At 52.8% G+C, this 20,612-nt stretch carries 13 protein-coding genes; 4 read left to right on the top strand and 9 right to left on the bottom strand.

Annotated elements, in window-relative coordinates; translation table 11 throughout:
- Positions 1-86 precede the first annotated feature (86 nt).
- The 5 genes from FJ147_18665 to FJ147_18645 all read right to left on the bottom strand — a co-directional run bounded on the left by FJ147_18665 (position 87) and on the right by FJ147_18645 (position 7,365).
- Positions 87-1,796: a hypothetical protein gene (locus tag FJ147_18665; GenBank protein MBM4257900.1), complete on the bottom strand. Its 1,710-nt coding sequence runs from the start codon at positions 1,794-1,796 to the stop codon at positions 87-89.
- Between the two features lie 47 nt (positions 1,797-1,843).
- Positions 1,844-2,302, bottom strand: a complete 459-nt coding sequence (locus tag FJ147_18660; protein MBM4257899.1) for an HNH endonuclease — start codon at positions 2,300-2,302, stop codon at positions 1,844-1,846.
- On the bottom strand, positions 2,257-2,664 hold the full coding sequence (locus FJ147_18655) for a hypothetical protein (protein ID MBM4257898.1): 408 nt from the start codon (positions 2,662-2,664) through the stop codon (positions 2,257-2,259). The genes FJ147_18660 and FJ147_18655 overlap by 46 nt, the downstream gene beginning before the upstream one ends.
- Before the next feature lie 151 nt (positions 2,665-2,815).
- Entirely contained in the window at positions 2,816-5,083 is a 2,268-nt protein-coding gene (locus FJ147_18650; protein ID MBM4257897.1) for a hypothetical protein, read from the bottom strand.
- 188 nt (positions 5,084-5,271) lie between these two features.
- The gene (locus tag FJ147_18645) at positions 5,272-7,365 is read right to left on the bottom strand and encodes a hydantoinase/oxoprolinase family protein (GenBank protein MBM4257896.1); all 2,094 of its coding nucleotides are present in this window, start codon (positions 7,363-7,365) and stop codon (positions 5,272-5,274) included.
- A gap of 162 nt (positions 7,366-7,527) precedes the next feature.
- On the opposite strand from FJ147_18645, the gene FJ147_18640 reads away from it, so the two are divergent.
- Positions 7,528-8,184 carry a class I SAM-dependent methyltransferase gene (locus tag FJ147_18640; protein ID MBM4257895.1) on the top strand — a complete coding sequence of 219 codons (657 nt, stop codon included), beginning with the start codon at positions 7,528-7,530 and terminating at the stop codon, positions 8,182-8,184.
- A gap of 73 nt (positions 8,185-8,257) precedes the next feature.
- Positions 8,258-8,896, top strand: coding sequence for a hypothetical protein (locus FJ147_18635; protein MBM4257894.1), 639 nt, complete (start codon positions 8,258-8,260; stop codon positions 8,894-8,896).
- Positions 8,897-8,994: 98 nt separating this feature from the next.
- Here the strand turns inward: FJ147_18635 and FJ147_18630 are convergent, their stop codons facing one another.
- Positions 8,995-10,587, bottom strand: coding sequence for a gluconolaconase (locus FJ147_18630; protein MBM4257893.1), 1,593 nt, complete (start codon positions 10,585-10,587; stop codon positions 8,995-8,997).
- Positions 10,588-10,902: 315 nt separating this feature from the next.
- Between FJ147_18630 and FJ147_18625 the strand changes: the two genes are divergently transcribed.
- Complete coding sequence (locus FJ147_18625) at positions 10,903-14,496, top strand: DUF11 domain-containing protein (GenBank protein MBM4257892.1); 3,594 nt, start codon at positions 10,903-10,905, stop codon at positions 14,494-14,496.
- Positions 14,497-14,578: 82 nt separating this feature from the next.
- Here FJ147_18625 and FJ147_18620 read toward each other — a convergent pair whose 3' ends face one another.
- Positions 14,579-15,994 (bottom strand): M20/M25/M40 family metallo-hydrolase, encoded by a 1,416-nt coding sequence (locus tag FJ147_18620; protein MBM4257891.1) that lies wholly within the window; start codon positions 15,992-15,994, stop codon positions 14,579-14,581.
- Positions 15,995-16,280: 286 nt separating this feature from the next.
- Here FJ147_18620 and FJ147_18615 point away from each other — a divergent pair, with 286 nt between their 5' ends.
- Positions 16,281-16,574, top strand: a complete 294-nt coding sequence (locus FJ147_18615) for an arsenate reductase (GenBank protein ID MBM4257890.1) — start codon at positions 16,281-16,283, stop codon at positions 16,572-16,574.
- 224 nt (positions 16,575-16,798) lie between these two features.
- Here FJ147_18615 and FJ147_18610 read toward each other — a convergent pair whose 3' ends face one another.
- Positions 16,799-19,330, bottom strand: a complete 2,532-nt coding sequence (locus tag FJ147_18610) for a hypothetical protein (GenBank protein ID MBM4257889.1) — start codon at positions 19,328-19,330, stop codon at positions 16,799-16,801.
- Positions 19,331-19,364: 34 nt separating this feature from the next.
- Positions 19,365-20,360 carry a PAS domain S-box protein gene (locus FJ147_18605; GenBank protein MBM4257888.1) on the bottom strand — a complete coding sequence of 332 codons (996 nt, stop codon included), beginning with the start codon at positions 20,358-20,360 and terminating at the stop codon, positions 19,365-19,367.
- Positions 20,361-20,612 lie beyond the last annotated feature (252 nt).

Below are 20,612 nucleotides of genomic sequence, written 5' to 3'. Positions count from 1 at the left end.
TGGCGCTCCCGCTTGCTTATGCGAAGATGTTCCCCGTCCATCGCTTCACCTCCGTAGGCACTGACAAACTTTATCCATTTGCCATCCTAGGAGGTGAAGCACTTTCCGTCCAATGGGTTTTTATTTAATTCGTCGTCTGGGTCATCGTCTGAAGTATTTACAGCGAATGGTTTTAGTTTCGCCTTTGTCGCTTCATCCCCAATGCGACTAACTGCGCCTGCTGCTTCGATCCGAATTTGCAGCACTTGTGAAGGATCAAGTGCTACGGTCAGCAGGTCCTCTTGCAAAGCCTGAACTTCACAAGCCTCTGCTATATCAATGGCGACTCGCTGTACGATCACTCCTTTTTCCTTGTCGCCAATATAGGGTTGAAGTTGGTTCGCCAAATCTGGGTGTGAAAGCTTTCGATATCGTTTCCATTTGCTCCAATCAAAATCTAACGACTTTTCCTCGTCGTAGAGTTTCAAGAGAGTTTCTACCAAAGCTGCTCGGTTTTTTACTTCCGCCGTCGCCACATCACTACGAAGCAACACTTCTGGGTCTGTCTTCATGATCTGCTGAAATATGGCAGGTACCATGGATGCGAGCCATGCAGCAGTCTCATGCAATTGCGGAATCAATTTTCCTTCCTGATCACTGGGATGAACAATGAGACTCATCATCTGTGAATGAGACATCCCACTCTGGACCAGGTAATATGCTGCGAGGAATTCTGCATACGTTTGATGTGCCCAGCCAAGACGGTTCGCTCCGCGAGAGGAGAAGAGTCCCGTTCCTAATGTCTCGCGTATGACTTTTTCATTGACCTCAAACTCGTTTTCTTGTGCTTTTTCTTTTCCTCTCGCTAAGCCTTGGAAAGGGATATCCTCATCAGGAACATGTCCATTATCGATATCGTTCCAGACTGCGTAACGGTTAGCAAAAATAGTGACTGCTGCAATACGAGCCGCAATGATTAAACGTCGCTCAGCGGATGTGGGTTGAATTTGCCGAAGCTCAGGTTTGGGGTCTTCACACAACTGACGACAACCGTTGAGATACAGCTCAGTTCGAGTTTTTGGAAAGCTTTGATTCTTGCGGTAAAAATTGAGCAAGAATTTTAAGGTGATTGGTTTGATTGCTAAAGGAGCTGCTTCCGCTCGATCGATTGCACTCAAAAATTCGTTCGGCTCAAAGCCGTTTACTTTTGCAGCTTCAGTGACGTCCTCTCGTCGGAGGAATACTAATTCATACGCCTGAACTGCATCCTTTCCCCATAGTTCGCATAAACTTTCCTCCAAGCTTAAGTTCAGTGACCAGTCGAACGTTCGGCAGGCGATACGGAGGCGGAGTCGGGAGACGAGTTGTTTATCAAGTTTGTTCAGTTCACGGGCTAATAGGCTTGATAAAACTTTGATGTGGAGCAACCCTTCATCGAGACTGTCCAAGAAGATTGAAAGGTGGTGATTCCCTTTTTTCCAAGCAGTAACTGTTTCGTTTGCAAAGAGGTCTCGAACGAGATGGTCTTCACTTCCATACTCACGAAGATCCAACTCTAGGACTTCATCGCCTTCTTGCTTGCTCTTGATCTTAACCGTTTCAATTTCTGCCTTTAAGGCATGGCTTTTACCAATGCCGGGCTCACCAAGCAGAATGAGGCATGGAATCTGAGCAATTGAATCGAAGGAGACCACATTGGGGTTATAAACCCGACCCCACTCTGAGTCCGGATCATATAAGTAGCCCCCATCAGAAAGATTTATCGAAGCTTCTCTCGGACACCAAAACCGTTTCCAGCCGTACATCTGTTTGGACATCACGATCACTATACGTGACCACGCTGCCTGTTCTCAACCGTGGGCTTTCATGGGAGCAATCCTGCCACACGCCAAAAAGGCCGTGCCATTTGTAAAATCTTTGCGTTCATATCAAGGGCCACCACGGTTGCTCGACCAATCGCCGTGCGTCCTAGCAGTCTTGTCCAATTTGGGCTCCAGCGAAAATGATCTTCCCAAATGTTTGTTCGGGGATTGTAAAGCGGTACTTGTTTTCGTGAAAGCGGATCGAGAGCCTTGACTCGATCTCCCTTCGCGAGATTGCAATGAGAACAAGCGAGACACAAATTCTCAGCAACGGGTTGACCATCAAGAGAGTAGGGCAGAATGTGATCGATATGGAATGTTTGGCCGATGACGATTTGCGGTGCATGGCAGTATTCACACCGTCCTGCGGCTCGCGCTTTGACGAGAGTGGTTACTCGGGAGGGAACGCGGGCGGTCACCCTTGTCTGGCCTCCTGGTGTTTCGTAGCAGATCTGACCGATGGCTCACGCACGGCGCGTTGAAAACGTTTCCTGATCGGCTTTCCACGTTCATCAAAAAGCTCTGGTCGTAAGGCACGTGCCAAAGCTTGGGAATTTGTAAGCAAGAGTTGGTCAACCTCTGATGAAAGGTGCTGCAATTCGCGCCTTTCCCCTTGAGTGAGGCGACCCTCGTTATGTTTGTCCATGAGCTTTTCTAGGCGGGCTTGCCTCTGGGGAGAGAGTCGCCGAAGAGAGACGAGTGTCGTTTGTTGATCTGGTGCAGCAAACGTCAGCAACTGCTCAGCGAGTTGCCGTTGCAGTTGCGGAGAAAGCTGTTGAGCCGCTGCCAGTGCGACTTTTAGGGCTTGATCATTTTGCTTCATACTTTACATCTTACCTACTTGCCGCGAGATATACTTACCGACCACTGCCGGAAACGCTGCGCTTATTCCGGCCTACTTTCTGCTTTTCTTCATGCCAATGCAAACCACCATCATCGTAATATACCCAAGCAACTCAACAACGAGGATTGTTTCACTCTGCCAACTGAATATCCCACAACGGCGGATCAGTCGGACGTACAAGCTCGGTCTGAATCAACAGCCCGCAACTGGGACAGGCATAACTGCGAAAGACCATCTTGTCGTCGACATAGACTTTCGGATCGAGCAGGTAGGGGTTTACGCCTTTTATTGGTCGTTCGCTCATGGCACAGTGTAACTTGTAGTTTTCATTTGCCGGTGAAATTTCATGGGCACATTTACTACAGGCGATAACACCAGAAGTGAGGTAAAGCCCTTCGGCAATACGGCGTGCATGGGTAATGTCGAGTTTGCGGCGTTCGCGTTTTGGAGCCGACTTGCAACGGGCTTTGCGGAGTTTGGCGCGGCGTTTTGCGGTTGCCTCGGTATCAATATGCCTCGCTTCATCAAAGACCACGCCATACGCTTCGGCTGCCCAGTCTGGGGTGACATTGCCACGTTGCACATCTAGTGCAACACGTGCTGGATCGCGTTCCAATGGATCGCCATAACCGCCAGCACCGGCCCAGGAAAGTAAGAAAACATCTGCCGGTGTCTGCGGAACGTTGAAGGCCTTTGGCGCGATGTACTCTGTCTTTCCTTGTAACTCAGTAAAACTCGTGGGCATCGTGCCAGTGGCCAGCACTTGCTGGGTGACATTTGCGTTGTGTTGCAAGGTGAATCGTGTCGTGGCTGGGACAAGTCCGCCATGTAGACTTGGTCCAGGGACGGCACAATGACCTGACGCGGTAAAGACGTTGATGTGGTCTGTTCCGTGCGGAATGAAGGCCAGCTCGCCGGAGTTGCCGCCGCGATACTTACCAGCACCGCCGGAGTTCGCTAGCTCTTTACGCCACAAGTAAAGGATCGGATAAAACCATTCGTTATCTTCGACATTAGGCATGGTGCTTTGCAGATCCCACGGCCAACCGCCGGTGTCGATACCATCACGCCAGGGCGATCCAGCAAGCGCTGCACCTACTGGGTCAAGTAAGAACGATGCGTATGGCGCACCGCGCTGATCGGTGCCATTAAATGCGCACACTGGATACATGGCGGCGCCCATGCAGCTTTGTACTTCACTGCGGAGTTGTTCATCTGAGGAACAGGCCAACATCTTTGAAATGACTAATCCTGATAACGCTATGGTTTGTAACAACACCCCTGGCGGTGCGGCTGACACTGCAGCCGGGAAGGTTGCACATGACAACGTCCCTGGCACGACATCAAACTCAATGTGGCGATAGGCGCCTTCGACAACGAACATTTGGTCAAAGAGCATCTGCGAGCAGATCATCGATGCGACCGCACCTTTCCAGGCCACAAGCGTGCAGTTCAATGTTCCGGCTTGTGGATCGCTCCCTTCATTGGAGAAAATCAATCGGTTGCCACGTTTGGTGAGCGACAGGGCATTGCGATACAGATGGCGATCGCCGGGCGCTTTCAGTTCAATCCAACTCGACTCGCGCCAGGTGCCGTCAGGAATGGTTTCTAAACGCTTGAGAAACGCTTTCTCTGAATCATCTTGCAATTTGTGCATCACGCCTTTGATGACCTCGGCACCATAACGCGCAATCAGCGCGAGCAAGCGTTCACGTGCAACATTGCAACCTGCAATCTCTGCGCGCAAATCAAGCGCGACTAACTGCGGCATGCGCGAGCGGCGGGCGTATTCTTCTTCCAAGTCTTTGCGCAGTATGCCACCTTCAACAATCTTGATCGGCGGAATACAACCCGATTCCCAGAACACATCTGCGGCCATAGGATTGAAGCCACCAGGAGCGGTTCCGCCCATGTCCCATTGATGCAGCGTGTTGCCGACCCAACAGAACAACTCCCCTTCCCAAAAGACCGGTGCAACCAGGGCAACATCCGATTGATGGGTCGCACCAATCCATGGGTCATTGGTAAGAAAAATATCACCATCAGTGATCCCTGGATTGTCCGAGCGATTCTCTAACGTCCACTTGATCGCTGAGCCAGTGGCTGACGACAGGTACTGGAGAAATGGACCAAAGAAGACGAAGTCACCAGTTTCATCATGCAATGAGGGATTGAAGTCGTGCCCATATGCACAGCTTGGCGAACCGGAAATACGCATGATGGTGTTGCCGTGCTCGACGTTGATGTTCCATAAGGCATGACGTACGACTTCATACGTGACCGGGTCGATCTTCTCTGCCGCGCGGGTGTGCAGTTTGAGCTTGGGATCGATCTTGAGCGTCTTGCTTGGAATGTAGGGATAGGTACGACCGTCCCATTGAATGTTCGCTTGTGTCACATGTCCTCCTTACAGATCTGCCCTCTGCACCCGTCTCCAATTTTTGCATGAGAGGAACGGGGAAACGGTGAATCGGAGAAACGGCGAGTAAAAAGAAAGCGTTTTCATTCTCCGATTTTCCCTGTCTCCGATTCTCCGTTTCATGTTGGCATTGCTCCTGAATATGTCCAACTGAAGACCATTGGCAATCATTGAATAGTGATGATGAAGTTTCCATACTCATCTAACTCCCCGTGACTCCCAGGCCGCAGCACAATCGTCGTCTCTGGCATTTCGATAATTGCTGGCCCTGCAACTTTGCTGTGGGCAGCGAGGGTGGCTCCGGTATAAATCGGCGTGTTGACGAACCGTCGCATTTCCCGCCAGTACACGTCACGTGAACCGACTTCTGCATCAGCAGCTTTCTGGACTTGATAGGCAAGACGTGGGCGCGGAATTTTTCCCACCGCTGTCACACGTAAGACGCCAATTTCGACCCCGGCTTCTTTGAAGGCAGAGCCTTTGCCGTACAGGGTTTCATATTTATCCGCAAAGGTTTGTAGCAGCGTTTCGGCATCGTGCGCCGTTAACGGACCTGGCGGCACAGGAACTTCTACACGGTGTATTTGTAAGCGAAACTTCATGTCTGCCGAGCGGTGAAACTGTATGGCATCCTCTGTAATCCCGTCTTCGCGCAACTGGGCTTTGCCCTTGTCCTCTAGCTCGGCGAAAATCGTGCTAATGCGCTGCGCGTCAAACGGGGCTATTAGCAGCTCGGCCTTTTCGTAGACATGCAGCACGTCGGCAGACTGCACTCCTAGTGCTGACCATGTCGAGGCCACCGATCCGAGCGGTACGACCACGGTCTTACATCCGAGTTCTTGGGAGTACGCTACTGCATGGGCTGGACCACCACCGCCATACGCATAGACAATGAAGTCACGCGGATCGAGGCCGCGTTGCACGGTCATCTGGCGCATCAAGTCGGCCATGTGAAATTCGACGATTTGCACCGCGCCACTTGCCGCTTCGACCACATCCATCTGTAAGCGATCGGCAACCTTCTGCATCGCTTGTAACGAGCTGTTCTTGTCCAGTGAAAATTTGCCACCGAGGAAATTGTTGGGATTGAGATAGCCGAGAATGACATTGGCATCAGTAATGGTCGGTTCAGTGCCGCCACGGTTGTAACACGCGGGACCAGGGTCAGCACCTGCGGAATGTGGGCCGACTTTCATCGTCCCGCTCATCTCATCGATCCATATAATACTACCGCCACCACTGCCGATTGACTGAATATCGAGTTGCGGCATGAAGAAAGTATATTGATGAATGATGGTTTCTGAGGAGGTCAATGGTTGCCCGTCATGGAGAATACCAACGTCAAAGCTTGTCCCACCAACATCCGACGCAATGACGTTCTTATGTCCAAGTGTGTCGGCAAGGAACTTTGAGCCAATCACCCCGCCGACCGGTCCAGAACCAATTGTGAAAACCGGCTTCTCTGCCGCTTCATGCGCAGTGGCGACACCACCGGCGGCTTGCATGATCAGCAAAGGATATTGATAGCCAAGGTGCTTGGCCCGTTCTTGCACGCGGCCAATGTATCCTGAGGAGCCTGGTCCGATGAAGCAATTAATTGCCGTCGCCGCAGTGCGTTCGTATTCGCCAGGTTTCGCGATCAGCTCATGCGCGCAGGTGACAAAAACCTGCGGCGCCACTTCCTGCACCATCTGTTTGACGGCGATTTCATGGGTTGGGTTCACAAACCCCCATAAGAACGAAATGGCAATGGCTTCGACTTGTTGTGCGAGTAAGTTGCGAACTCCCGTTCGTGCTTCTTCTACATTCAACGGCAGAAACACGTCGCCTTTCCAGTCCATGCGTTCGCTGACTTCTTGAATCAGCGTACGAGGAATGATCGGTTGTGGTTTGGCGTGACGAGAGACGTGCAGCAACTTTTCAATCGGCAGTCCGGCAGAGCGACCAACCGAGCGCATGATGATCAGTGCGTCACCATGACCGCGCGTTGTAATCAGGCCAGTTTTGACGCCCTTCAATTGGACAATGGCGTTGGTGCCGACCGTCGTGCCATGCAGGAGCAAGCGCGTATGTTGCATCAATTGTGCAAGCGTCAGATCGATCTTTTCGGCGGCAACTTGCAGGGCATTGAAAAATCCTTCGGCAAAATCGTTTGGTGTCGAGGGACTTTTGGCGATGGTAATGTGTCCCTGTTCATCCATGACCACACAGTCCGTGAAGGTTCCGCCGGTGTCGATTCCACAGAAGTACTGCATGCGCATCCCCTTGAGAGTATCGAGGTATCCTACTTTAGCTTCTCGTTGTGCGGGGGTACTAACTACGAGAAATACCGTGAGAAATCAAATCCATCAGGCTTGGGCCTTGCGGATGGAATCGTCCTCATGTTAGCTCTTGGCGCTTTTCGCGATCAACACTGAACGGAAATTTACTCGGAGCAAGCGTTGTTGAAAAAACTTCTTCAACCACAGAAAACTCCACGTAGTGGGGCGACCCTCTTTCGTCGAGTTGGTAAAGTCGGCTGGAAAAAGAGCGAGCATTTTACGTATACCTATGCGTTTCCGGCCTTGCGGCGCTGGCTGAGTACCCAAGTGCCACCACGACAGCGGATTCTTTCTATCGGTTGTGGCACTGGAGAATTGGAAAAACTGCTTGAGCGGCACGCGCAGTTGGTTGTCGGGGTCGATTTGTTCTTTGGGATGGTTCGGAGCGCGCGGCGACACGGCGTCACTCATCTCGTACAAACGAATTCGCACCTGTTGCCGTTTGCGTCTGGCTCTCTTGATGTGGTCGTTCTTCCTGAAACCCTTGGTTATGTCGACCCTGACATCGCTTTGCGAGAGATTGCCCGTGTCCTGAAGAAAAACGGTCAGGTGCTGATCACTACGTATCCAGTCCATCTCGTGGCACACAGTGTGTATGTAAAACGGTCAGCCGAAGAGGTTACCCACGCGCTCATGAAGGCCGGGTTTTCTGCGGTCGAACGGCGCTTCTTGTTACTCAAACATTTCAAGGTACACGAAATTGCCGAGGAGTCTCGCTGCTCATTGCTATACCTGTCCGCGCGCAAACGTACGGGATAAACGAGGTCAGGCCTTTTGGTGCATGGGTTCCTGTCCTGTATAAAGCTTCAAAGAACTTTATGTAGAGAGGCGTGTGACAATGATAATAGCGCAAGAGAAAAGCAAAGGGTATGTGAAGGTTTCATATGGAAGCGGATTCATCGCGATTGTGATGTGGAGCGTCATGCTAGGGTGGGCACCGTTGGTACAGGCACAGCAAAGGCTAGAGAACCCAGGTCCCAACTCGTTTCAAAGCGGCATCACAGTGATCTCTGGTTGGGTGTGTAGGGCCCAGAGGGTACAGATTCGCATTGACGATCAGATCTTCATTGATGCGGTGTATGGAACCGGCCGCGAGGACACCCGCGATCAATGTGGCGATACCAATAACGGCTTCAGCGTCCTGGCCAACTGGAGTGAACTCAATGAAGGCGTGCACACGGTTGCGTTGTGTGTAGATAGCGTGTGTGGAAATAACATTAGTGTGGCTGTCACCACCTATGGCTCACGATTTCTCCGTGGTCTTGATGCGTCAGCGATCGCCGCTTGTACTAACCGACTGTCACCAGCGTTTCCCACTCCGACTGTATTCACGTGGCAGGAAGGTTTGCAGAACTGGACTGTCGGATTGACTCCGACCTGTAACGAAGTGGACAGCCAATGCTCGCCACTTCCTGCCGACTCTGCGGGACGAAGAATCTGCCTTGATCTGATTGACTGTTGCCGGTTGTAGCTGCGGTTGATTCGGGTTGGAGCACGTCTGTCGCGCTCCAACCGTCGCACCAGTTTTTCTACCTGACGCCTATAGTGCAATGGTATGTGGGAGCGATTTTATTGCCGCAACGTCAGCACACTCCCTTCGCCGTCGCCAGCGATGTAAATCGTTCCGTCTGACCCGACGGCAAGACCGCCGGAGAATTCCATTGGTCCGCGTGCACAGCCAGGAGGGTCGCCAACGGGAAGGTGATGGGCAAGTACTTGTGGCTTTTTCGTTGCCAGGTCAACTGCGCATAATTCTTTTGTCCCACGATCAAGCACTAGCAGTGAATTTTTCCATACGGCCAATCCTTGCGGTTTGTTGAGCCCATTGATGAAAACTGCGGCCTTCCCTGCTGAGTCAACCTGTGTGATTTGGCCTTTTCCTACCTCGCTGACAAAAATTGTCCCGTTATCTGTAGCAACGACCTCACCTGGCTGAGCTAAACCTTCGACAACGGTTGATGTCTGACCAGCGTCATCAACCCGTAATAATTTGCCAGTCCCTGCTTCGGCAACGGCGACCGTGCCGTTGCCAAGAGGTGCGACACCATACGGACTCTTCAGTTTGCGTACGATCATCTTGAACGGACGACCATCGGGGAAGTATTGCACGACGTCACCCGCAATGGTCGTGATCCACAATTCGCCTGGCACACCGGCAGCGAGGCTGCGGACGAACCCAGGGAAACTGTTGTCCAACAACCCACCAAGACGGCTAACGGTTTTATCAGGGGAAAGCACGGCAAGGCTGAGTCCATCGTTCAGATACAGTTGTCCTGTTGCACCGCACGCGATTCCCCACGGGCCAACGAGTCCGGGCGGAACGAGCATGCGCTCAGCGTTACTGCCATCGGTCGCGACTTCCGCTACTCCACCATCAACAAAGTGTGAGATAAACATGCGATTGTCTGGATGAAAGGCGAAGTTGTCGATTCCCGGTCGGACTTTGGCAATGACAATTTTTGCGCCACTCTGCACGTCAATGCGGACGACCTCTCCATTCCCAGCTTGCGGGACGATGAGCTCCCCTTTGCGATTGAACTTCACTGCTGGTGGCGATTTGAGACCATCGACGACCTTTTCTTTTGCGCCAGTTTCAACATCGACCCGCCAGACTTCCCCATTCGGAACCAGCGGACAATACAGTTTCCCGTCAGGTCCGACCATCAAGGCATTCGGGCCACGCAGGCCATCAGCAATCATCCGCGGCTCACGACCTGAGTGCGGATATAACTCGAAGATACGACCACCACCACGGAACTCGTCGATAAACACCCGATCGTTATGAACTGTGATGCCGTTTGCACCAGGTAAGTTGTCATTAACGATACGCGTTTTTCCGTCTGGTGTTCGAGCACACACTCGTGCACTCATCACTTCAGTGACATACATGGTGCCGTGTGAGTCGAAGGCGACATCGTCGGGTGCAACGATAGGTCCACCCAACGGGGATATCACTTCGAGTGCGCCACTCTTGACGTCGACAGCGGTAATCTGGCTGCCAAAAGCTTGCGTGACATACAGTCGACCATCAGGGCCAAACTGCATGCCATTCGCACCGTACAGTCCGCTGGCAGGAAGCAGTCGTTGAATCTGCCATCCTGGTGCAGCCTGTGGTTCCCGTGCGTCAGACCCGCGCAACATTTGGTATCTGTTCATCCTCATTCCCTCCTTATTGGGGCAGTATTACCCAAAGAAAATTACTATTGTCAAAATCTTGACGGCGGTCTTTCATTCTACTGGCGATTATTTGGTTATTCTGCAGTCCTCTGTTATCTCCCATTAGGTGGGCTTTTGCATACCCCCATCAGGAAACTCTGAGTAAACAAGGCCACCCCCATGACGTACTCCGATCCATACTGCAACCTCTCCCCGATTACCAGGCACTCAGTAGTAAGAAGGCGCGTTGCAAAAGCCCTCGCTTGCTGCCTCTCTGGTGTTAGTCACTCGTTGTTTCTTCTTTCGCTAACGGCACTGTGTGTGATCTTCACGCCACGCCCTGTGGCGAGTCAACCGGTCGCGGTTGCGAATTGTACCCCCAATCTGGTGCCGTACGATATCGTCTACGTCCGCGCCCCTCGTTTTGGTGACACGACTGATACTGTCTGGCCAGAAGTCACTCGCCCCCTCAACGCCGACCCAGGGGCAGACCTGCGCGTGCTCCATCCCAATTGCACTGAAGAAATCCTTTTTCCGCTTGCGCAACATCAAACCCTCGTTGACGCCCCGCTGGGCAATGGCGTTGTACTCGATCCCAATGTTTCGTTCGACGGCAAATGGATCATCTTCGCCTATATCCACGACCAGCGCGATGTCAACCCACAGCGGAACCTCAGTCGCAAGGGTGCGGACATCTATCGCCTCAACCTGAAAACTCGGGAAACGGCCCGACTGACCTTTCAAGAATTCACGCCGAATACGGGGAATGGCGCACAGCTCACAAATTGTGGAAAGACTGGGCAAGGCCAAAATTGTCCCAATGTCGGGGTCTTCAACGTCGGTCCAGCCTTTGTTGCGCAAAATGATCTCACGAAACCCGCGATTGCCTTTACTTCATCTCGCAACAACTTCATTCCGCCCAAGCAGCAAGGTGGGCAACAACGTGTGCTGCAACTATTCATGATGGATTGGAACGGCAAGAATGTCGAACAGATTGGCTATCTCAATCAGTCGATGGCGTTGCATCCGTTGCAATTACTCGATGGTCGGTTGGTGTTCACCACCTGGGAAAACCAGGGCATCCGTGACGGACGGCAGTTCAACCTGTGGTTCATTGCGCCGGACGGCACCAAGTGGCATTCGACCTCTGGTTTTGGCGAGAATGCTATTGTCCATCACTTTACCACGCAGATGGCGAATCAGGATATTGTCACCGTTCGTTATTACAACCAGAACAACAACGGCTTTGGAGATTTGGCACGGTTTCCGCTTGATCCGGCTGGGCCGGATTTTCTGCCGGCCAACGAACCCGGCACTTTTATGCCGTTTCAGCGTAAAGGGTATGTTGATCTGACCAACTGGACCGACAGCATCGGTACCTTGGCTGAAGACTTCCCTGCGCCGTGTGCAGTGGGACGCAATATCTACAACGACATTGGCAATCCCTGCCCGCCCGCCAGCCGGATTGGTAAAGTCACGCATCCGTCGGTTGCTCCGGGTGACAATTTGTTACTGGTCTACACCACAGGCGCAGCCAACAGTAATGGCATCTACACGAACCAAGGGATCAATAAGCCATTCTACGACGGTGGCTTGTATATGATGACAAGTGCGAAAGCGGCGAATGGCACCGCACTGCCGACTGATCTGGTTCGTATCGTCAACAATCCAAATTACAACGAACAATGGCCACGACCGGTGGTCCCATACTCGACGCTGTTTCCGGGTCGCGCGCAACCGACCGTATGGAAAAACCTGCAAAACAGCGGAGAGGAAATCACGGCTAACAGTCCGTTAGGATTGATTGGCACAGCCTCACTGATCTGGCGTGATACCAATCCACGGCTTGCGGGCTTTAATCGTAATAGTGATAACAGCATTGATCCTGATCCGTTCAATGCCTCACATGAACAGCTCTATGCCTGGGTGCACCAAGGAGCCGATGCTGGTAAGTACGCTGACAATGACATTTACGCCATTCGCATCCTCGGCATGTTGCCAAAGACAGACAAGTCCTATCCCAACAACGGACCTGGCTTCTTTAATCATGGAGACGAGCGCTTGCGTATTCTTGGGGAGATCCCCGTACGGCATGAAGGGATAATTGATCAGAAGGGCAACACCGACACGTCATTTCTCGCGCGTATTCCTGCTGATGTCCCGATCACGTTCCAAACCCTTGACCGTAACGGCATGGTGCTCAACATGGCGCAGACGTGGCATCACGTGCGACCCGGCGAGGGGCGGTATGATTGTGGCGGGTGTCATGCGCATACTAAGGAGCCGCTCGATTTTCACACGACGGTCGCTGGACAACCAGGCTTTCAGCCGACCGATCTGGCGTTGCAAACGCCGCTGCTCCAGTTGACACAACGCAATGGTAATCCCACAACAGTCACGCAAAGTGTGCCACAGACAACGATTGAATATTTCCGCGATATTCGCCCAATCCTGAATAACCGTTGTGCAGGCTGTCATACTGCTACGTCACTGGAGGGCAATCTCAATCTGCACGATGATACAACGACCGTTCAATGTGGCTCGGCCACGTGGCCAGGGACATATTATCGCCTGGCGATTGATCGTTTCATTGACGGTTGTCCAAAGTTTGGACTGGGCGTCCCATCAGGCGCGCCAGCTCCGTATTTCATCGAGCCGCAGCTTACTCGCTACCTGCGCGGCTATCAGTCTCGCGAGAGCCTCTTGATGTGGAAACTCTTTGGCGCGCGGCTGGACGGGCGCACCAATGCGACACGCACTGGCGATATTGATTACGACCCAGCGACCGACACCATCCATGCACAACGTCTGGCCTGGGATGAGAAGTTAACATTGGCGCGCTGGATTGATCTTGGTGCACCCATAGAACGCAATGCCTATTGGGGCTGGTTTGAAGATGACTTACGCCCGACGTTGTGGGCATCACCAACCCTTGAGCAAGCGCATGCTGGAGCAGTGAATGGAGTTGCGATTGGCGCCTATGATTTGGAATCCGGCCTTGCGTCAGGAACACTAAGTGTGACATTTAACGTAGCGATTGGCGGACAACCGGCTGGAACCAATTTCGCCAATGGCATAAGCCTCACCAACGGAGGTGGTGTAACAGTGTCCCTCCCCACGGCGGTGAATTTAGTGGCAAGTCGTGCCGAGATGACCGTCCGCATTCGTGATAATGCCGGACACACGACCACGCTTGTACGTGACTTTGGCTCATCTTCGTCAGTTTCACCACCGCCACCGCCACCACCGCCACCGCCACCGCCACCGCCGCCGCCGCCGCCACCTCCGCCTGCCAATACGGATATATCGTTAACTGTCACAGATAGTTCTGATCCTGTGCCAGTGAATACTCAACTGACGTATACATTAACGGTGGCCAACGCCGGACCGTCTTCGGCGACCAAGGTGGTCCTCGTTGACGCGATCCCAGACGGGGTGGATTTTGTGTCTGCCACCGCAAGTCAAGGCACGTGCAGTGGGACAGCAACCGTCACGTGTAACTTAGGAACGATTGCCAGCGGAGCAAACGCAAAGGTTACGCTCATTGTGAAGCCTTCACGAGGAGGGACCTTCAGCAACACCGCCACAGCAACCGCAACGGAAGCTGACCCCAACAGTGCGAACAATGCGGTAACCGCAACAACAACCGTAACTAGTGGTGGTGGTGCGCAAACCTTCTCTCTCAATGTGACAGTACAAGGAAGAGGCAGCGTGAGAAGTAATCTCGTCGGAGTTAGCTGTCCGAGCGATTGCGCTGAAAGTTATGCTAGTGGCGCTTCGGTGACACTCACGGCGACGCCTAATAGACGATATAGCTTCACTGGCTGGGCCGGTGCGTGTACTGGTTCTGGTTCATGTGTAGTCAATATGACGCAAAATCGCGCTGTGACGGCGACGTTTGTGCGGACGCGATAATTCTCGGGTGGTTCCCTCTCCCTGGTAGGGAGAGGGTTCGGGTGAGGGGTGTGTCTATGAGGAATAGTGTCTCAAGGTGTCGTTACTGTCTTTTCTCTCGCAAATGATCTTCTAGCACTTTTGTCACACAACAAGTGAGTCGTTTTCCCGTTGCGATATCAAGAAACTCATTCGGTCCATGGGCATTCGAGCGCGGACCAAGGACACCGGTGATAACAAACTGTGCCTTAGGAAATTTCTCACCGAGCATGGCCATGAACGGGATCGTGCCGCCTTCCCCCCAGTAGCACGCCTCTTTGCCAAAATAATCAAGTGACGCTTGTTTGAGCGATTTTTCCAGCCACGGCTCTAATGGGGGCGCATTCCAGCCGAAGGCGCATTGTTCGGTTTCAAAGGTGACCTTCGCGCCATATGGCGGCTCTTTCTCAAAGAGTTGTTTGAGGAAAGTCGTTGCTTCGTTCGCATTGGCAGTTGGCGGCAGACGTAGTGAAACTTTCGCAGCAGTGATTGGTCGGAGCACGTTTCCCGATTTATCGAGTGGTGGAAGTCCAGCTGCGCCAGTGATGCCCAATTGCGGGCGCCAGGTGCGATTCAGCAGCAACTCTCGAATGTCACTCACAACGGGTTTGGTTCCGGCTTGGAACGGATACTCGCTGTAAACACTGGTTCCTAACACCTGGGCGGCAACAGCGGCTTGCTGTAAACGTTCTTGGGGCACCGTGACATACAAGTCACGGGGCAAAATTTCGCCGGTGTTCTCGTTTTCCAGCCGACTCAAGAGCTGGCGAAGAATACGGAAGGATGACGGAACAATACCGCTTGCGGCTCCCGAATGAACACCTTCAGTTAATGTAGACACTGAGAGATTGCCATTAGCGAGTCCACGTAACGAAGTGGTGATCCAGAGCTGATCGTAGTTACCGCAACCCGAATCGAGGCAGATGACTAGACTCGGCGTGCCAATGCGATCTTTTAGCGCTTCAACATAATGCGGCAGATCGAAACTGCCACTTTCTTCGCAGGCTTCGATGAGTATGACACAGCGTGCGTGTGGGATGTTCTGGAGTTTGAGCGCCTGAATCGCGGTGATCGAGGCAAAAGCTGAATACCCATCATCAGCACCGCCACGACCGTACAGCCGCCCATCTTTGATCACCGGCTTCCACGGCCCGAGGCCTTCGTTCCAACCCTCCATTGGTGGTTGCTTATCAAGATGACCATAGAGCAACACGGTTTCCTTCGAGTCACCAGGAATCTCGACATAGATGAGTGGCGTGCGTTTTTCCAAGCGAACAATATCGAGCGTGAGAGCAGGTATGTGTTGCGTGCGAATCCAAGTGGCAATCAAGTCAGTTGCCTGATCCATATACCCGTTAGTGTTCCAGGCCGGATCATACGCAGGGGACTGGTTAGGAATCGTCAAATACTCCTGTAGCGCTGGAACGATGCTGGTATCCCATTGTTGGTCAACGAAAGTGCGAGTTTTTTTGCTGTCCATAGGGCGCCTCTCTTCATACGGTCGTTGTCATTCTGAGGAACAACGCGACGAAGAATCTCTCAGACATCAAGCTCAGGGGAGAGATTCTTCACTTCGTTCAGCATGACGTTCTCGTAGCATTATCAACCAAGCCGAACTCCTGTCCACTACTTCACCCTCTTGACGCGTAGAGCGGCAGATGTCTAGTGATCGTGATAGCAAACTTCTGTTGTTTGAGGAGGTGTGTATGGAAAAACTTCTCGTTTATCACAACCCTGGGTGAGGGCAGTCACGAGGAGCGCTCGATATCCTGAAAGAGCGCGGCGTCGAGTTCGACGTTATTGAATATCTGAAAAATCCGCTCGACCGAGCAACGTTTGAACGGTTCCTCGCGCTGCTACCGAATCCACCGGCAGATCTCGTGCGGAAGGATAAAAACTTTGAGTCACTGGGCTTGGATGAGAAAAACTATCAGACCCGTGACGCGGTGATCGAGCTGCTCTTACAGCATCCAGTGCTGATGCAGCGGCCAGTGATCATTCGTGGGCAAAAGGCGGTTATCGCACGCCCGTCTGAAAAAGTGCTCGACTTGTTGGGGTAACGACCACCAGTCACAACTTAAGGACAAATCCTTGTGTTGTAGGTGGAGCGCAGCGCGTATGGGTTCCTTCTCCTTCCGGGAGAAGGTCAGGATGAGGGTACCAAGAGACAAAAACCGCTATTTTGTATCCCCTCACCCTAGCCCTCTCCCTGAGGGAGAGGGAATTATGCTGCTGCTAACGGCTTCAGTTGTGACTGATGGGTAACGACCGCCGCCGCTGTTCGCTATTTGCTCTTTTGTCCGGCGATAGCTAACAACTTCACGATTTCCGAGTGATTGTTGTTACTCGCGAGGATCAAGGCGCTCTTCCCGGTCCAATCTTTTGTGTCTGGGTCAGCGCCTTTGGCAAGCAGTGCTTTGACAATACCGGTGTGGCCTTTCTCTGCGGCCCACACGAGCGCGGTTTTTCCCTCACCGCTGCGGAACTTGATATCGGCATTCTTGGCCAGTAGGGCTTGGGTGATTTCCTCTAATGAACGCTCCACGTCAGCATCGATATAGTCTTGCGCAGCAGCCCACACGAGCGCACTCCGCCCTTCATTATCAGTGACATTCACTCCTGCACCTTTTGCCAGCAATGCTTGCACGCTCGGAAGATGTGCTTCGTTGGCAGCCCACATGAGAGCAGTCTTCCCGTTCTCGTCGGTCGCGTTAATGTCTGCGCCTTTAGAAAGGAGGGTGGGGATGATCTCCGCTTGCCCTTTGAGTGCGGCAATCATCAGGGCATCTCTCCCGCCATGAGTTTTCACCGTGACATCAGCACCCTTGGCTAGCAATGCCTGGGCGATGTCGAGAGATCCACTATTGACCGCCCACATGAGTACGGTCCTGCCATCTTTATCTTTGATATTCGGGTCGACATTTTTTGCCAGCAGCGCACGGGCAATGTCGAGATAATTGCTGTTGGCTGCGGCCATCAGCGGAGTTTTGCCCTCGGCATTTTGCATATCGACGGCGGCATTGCTTTTGAGCAGCACGCGGACCAAATCGATATGATCGTTGCTGACAGCGAAGAGCAAGGCGGTATTGCCTTCTTTGTCTTGTGCGTCAAGCGGAACGTTATTGGCAACGAGCGAACGCAGGATGAGTTCATAACCATGCATTGCGGCCCACATCAACGCGGTTTTCCCTTCCGCATCACTTGTGGTGATGTCTGCACCGCGAGTGAGTAGCGCCTCGGCAGTATCGCTGAGAGTTTGGACTAAGCCAAAGCGATCGGGCGGACAACTGGTAGCCCAAAGGAAGGCGGTTCTGCCGTTCTTATCTTTCGCATTTATGTCAGCGCCTTTGCTCAGAAGCAGTTGCACTGTGCCAGTTGCGCCTCGTCCGGCGGCGACCATTAATGAAGTTTGCCCGTCAGCGTCGTGTGCGTTGACATTCGCACCTTGATCGACCAGCGCCTGCACCGTGTCGCTTGAACCGGTGCGAGCAGCGGTGATGAGATTGCTATCAATTTCTCGTAATTGTGGTGCTGCTTGAGGAGACGATGGAGCGGTAGTCACTTGGAGTTCTTGGGAGGTGGCTGTCTGTCGTGGCCAATACCACAACCCGCCGCCGACCGTTGCGGCCAGGAACAGCCCTCCGACAACGATCGTACGACCAGAAATACCGACCTCTTTTCTCTCTGAGGAAGTTGGCGAGTTATACGAAAAGGTAAAACGGCCGAGACTGCTGGCGGAGCCATTTCCCGTGCTTGACGAGTTGCGAGCAGCGTCACTGGTGGTGCGAGAATTTCCATTTGTTCCATGCTGTCCGGCAATGGCACCTTCCGGCGGTAGCAAGAGGGTTCGTTGCCCTTCTTCACTGTTGGCAAGTGCTTCCTCGAGTGCGCGACGGATAATTGTGGCATTCGCCGGACGTTGGTCAGGCGACTTCGCAAGCATTTTTTCGACTTGTAGTCGGATGCCCACAGGAATGATTTCTGGGAGAGGGCGTGGTGCACCTTCGAGGTGTTGATACATCAACGCCATTGGGCCGTCACTCGCAACGAACGGTGCTCCGCCGGTGAGCATCTCATACACCATGACTCCGAGAGCGTAGATATCTGAACGGGCGTCGACGACTTGTCCACGCCACTGTTCTGGGGCCATGTAACGAGGAGTTCCAGGGGAGACGCCGGTATGACTCAGGTTGCTGGTCTCTTCCCCTAAGATCTTGGCAATGCCAAAATCCCCGACCTTTACACGGTCTTCTCCGTGCTGTTCTTCAATGAAAATGTTGGCTGGCTTGATGTCGCGATGGACAATCGGTTCTGGGAGTCCGTGGGCTTCGGCAAGGGCGTCGCAGACTTGTGACGTGATGCGAACAACACGCTCAACCGAGAGCGTTCCGTGGCTTTGGAGCACTTCTTTCAGTGTCCGTCCTTTGATGATTTCCATCGTATAGAACAATTGTCCGATGTCATCACGTCCGGAGTCGTAAATTGTCACTGTATGTGCACTACGTAAGCGTGCAGCCACCCGTACTTCGCGCAGAAACCGTTTCGAGAAGTCTGGGTCACGAGAGAACTCTGGGCGCATGGTCTTGAGTGCCACCTCGCGTAACGCATGGCCTTCCGCATCAAGCTGTTCCGCACGATAGACAACGCCCATTGCTCCTTGGCCTAGTGGGGCGACGATACGATACTTATCAGCGATAAGTTTAGACTCGGTATCAGTAGCCAGCGTTGTCATGCAACAGTTCCCTTCTCTATGTGGGTGGCGCTCAAGAGGGTACATCCCTTTCTCAGAAGGGCGTACTCTAATAGTTTCGGCCATCTACCGCAAGAGCTTTAACTGAGAAAAAGAGGAATTAGGCGCTGACGGGGAGGGAAAACGAGAAGGTACTGCCTTTCCCTGATTCGCTTTCGACCCATACCTGACCACGGTGGGCTTCGACAATTTGCTTGACGAGAGCGAGACCAAGTCCGGTCCCACGAATCTGTCGGGTTTCACTGCTATTAACCCGGAAAAATTTGTCAAAAAGCTGGGGGATCGCCTCGGATGGAATGCCGATACCATCGTCGGTGATGCGCACCTCGACAAAGTTCTCAGTATTGTGGGCGCTGAGGGTAACGGTACCGCCATTCGGAGAAAACTTGATGGCGTTGGACAACAGATTGGTGAGTACTTGGCGGATGCGATTACTGTCCATGCGGACGGTAGGGAGTGCGTTCGGAGCAGCGATATGAAACCTATGCTTCTCTGCGACGCTAACGAACGGAGCAATTGCCTCCTGCAAAAGCGGCAGTACAGCAGTATCGGTAAAGGTATATGTCTGCTGTCCTGATTCGATACGCTGGAGATCGAGAAAATCGTTGATTAAGTCGGTGAGACGTGCAGCTTCGTCATTCATGATAGTGAGAAAACGACGTTGCTGATCCACTGAGAACTCGCGCGTAAGCATGAGTTCAGTAAATCCGCGCAAGCTTGTCAGTGGAGTGCGAAGTTCATGGCTGACGGTCGAAACAAGTTCATCCTTGAGTCGCTCTACTTCTTTCCGTGCTGTAACATCGCGTGAACTTAAGGTGAGGCCAGCAACGGCACTATCGTCGAGCAAATTACGCAGGACACTATCAACCATTCGCCATGTCCCGTCCTTACGCTGCCACTGTGACTCAAATACGCGTACGTCCTCTGACTCCTGCACGACAGCGGTCATGAATCCAGCGACTTGCTCCTGGTCTGTGGGGTGTAACAGGGCAGTGAACGGTTGGCCGGTGAGTTCATGGGCAGTATATCCTAACCAGTGTTCGACCGACGGACTGATATAACGGATAGTGCCGTCGACATTCAGGATAGTCAGCACATCGGCAGCATGTTCAATGAGGGAGCGGAAGCGTTCTTCACTCTTGCTCAGCGCGGCATGAGGGGCTGCGAGTTGCAGACGTGCCTGGTCTGCCTGCTCCTAAGGCGGTGGCAGGAAACAACTTACCGCAATAGTGATTGACCGGAGTGGAGAGCCTCTGCACAAGAGCAGGGATGAGAGACGAGACCATTGTGTGCTGGCTTCGGTCTAAGTATCGAAGTCTGGTCGAAGAGCTGGATGAACGCGGGCGAC

The sequence above is a fragment of the Deltaproteobacteria bacterium genome (assembly GCA_016874775.1).
Lineage (GTDB): Bacteria > Desulfobacterota > Binatia > Bin18 > Bin18 > VGTJ01.
The sequence above is the reverse complement of the archived record's forward strand: the minus strand, read 5'-3'. Positions and strand labels throughout refer to the sequence as shown.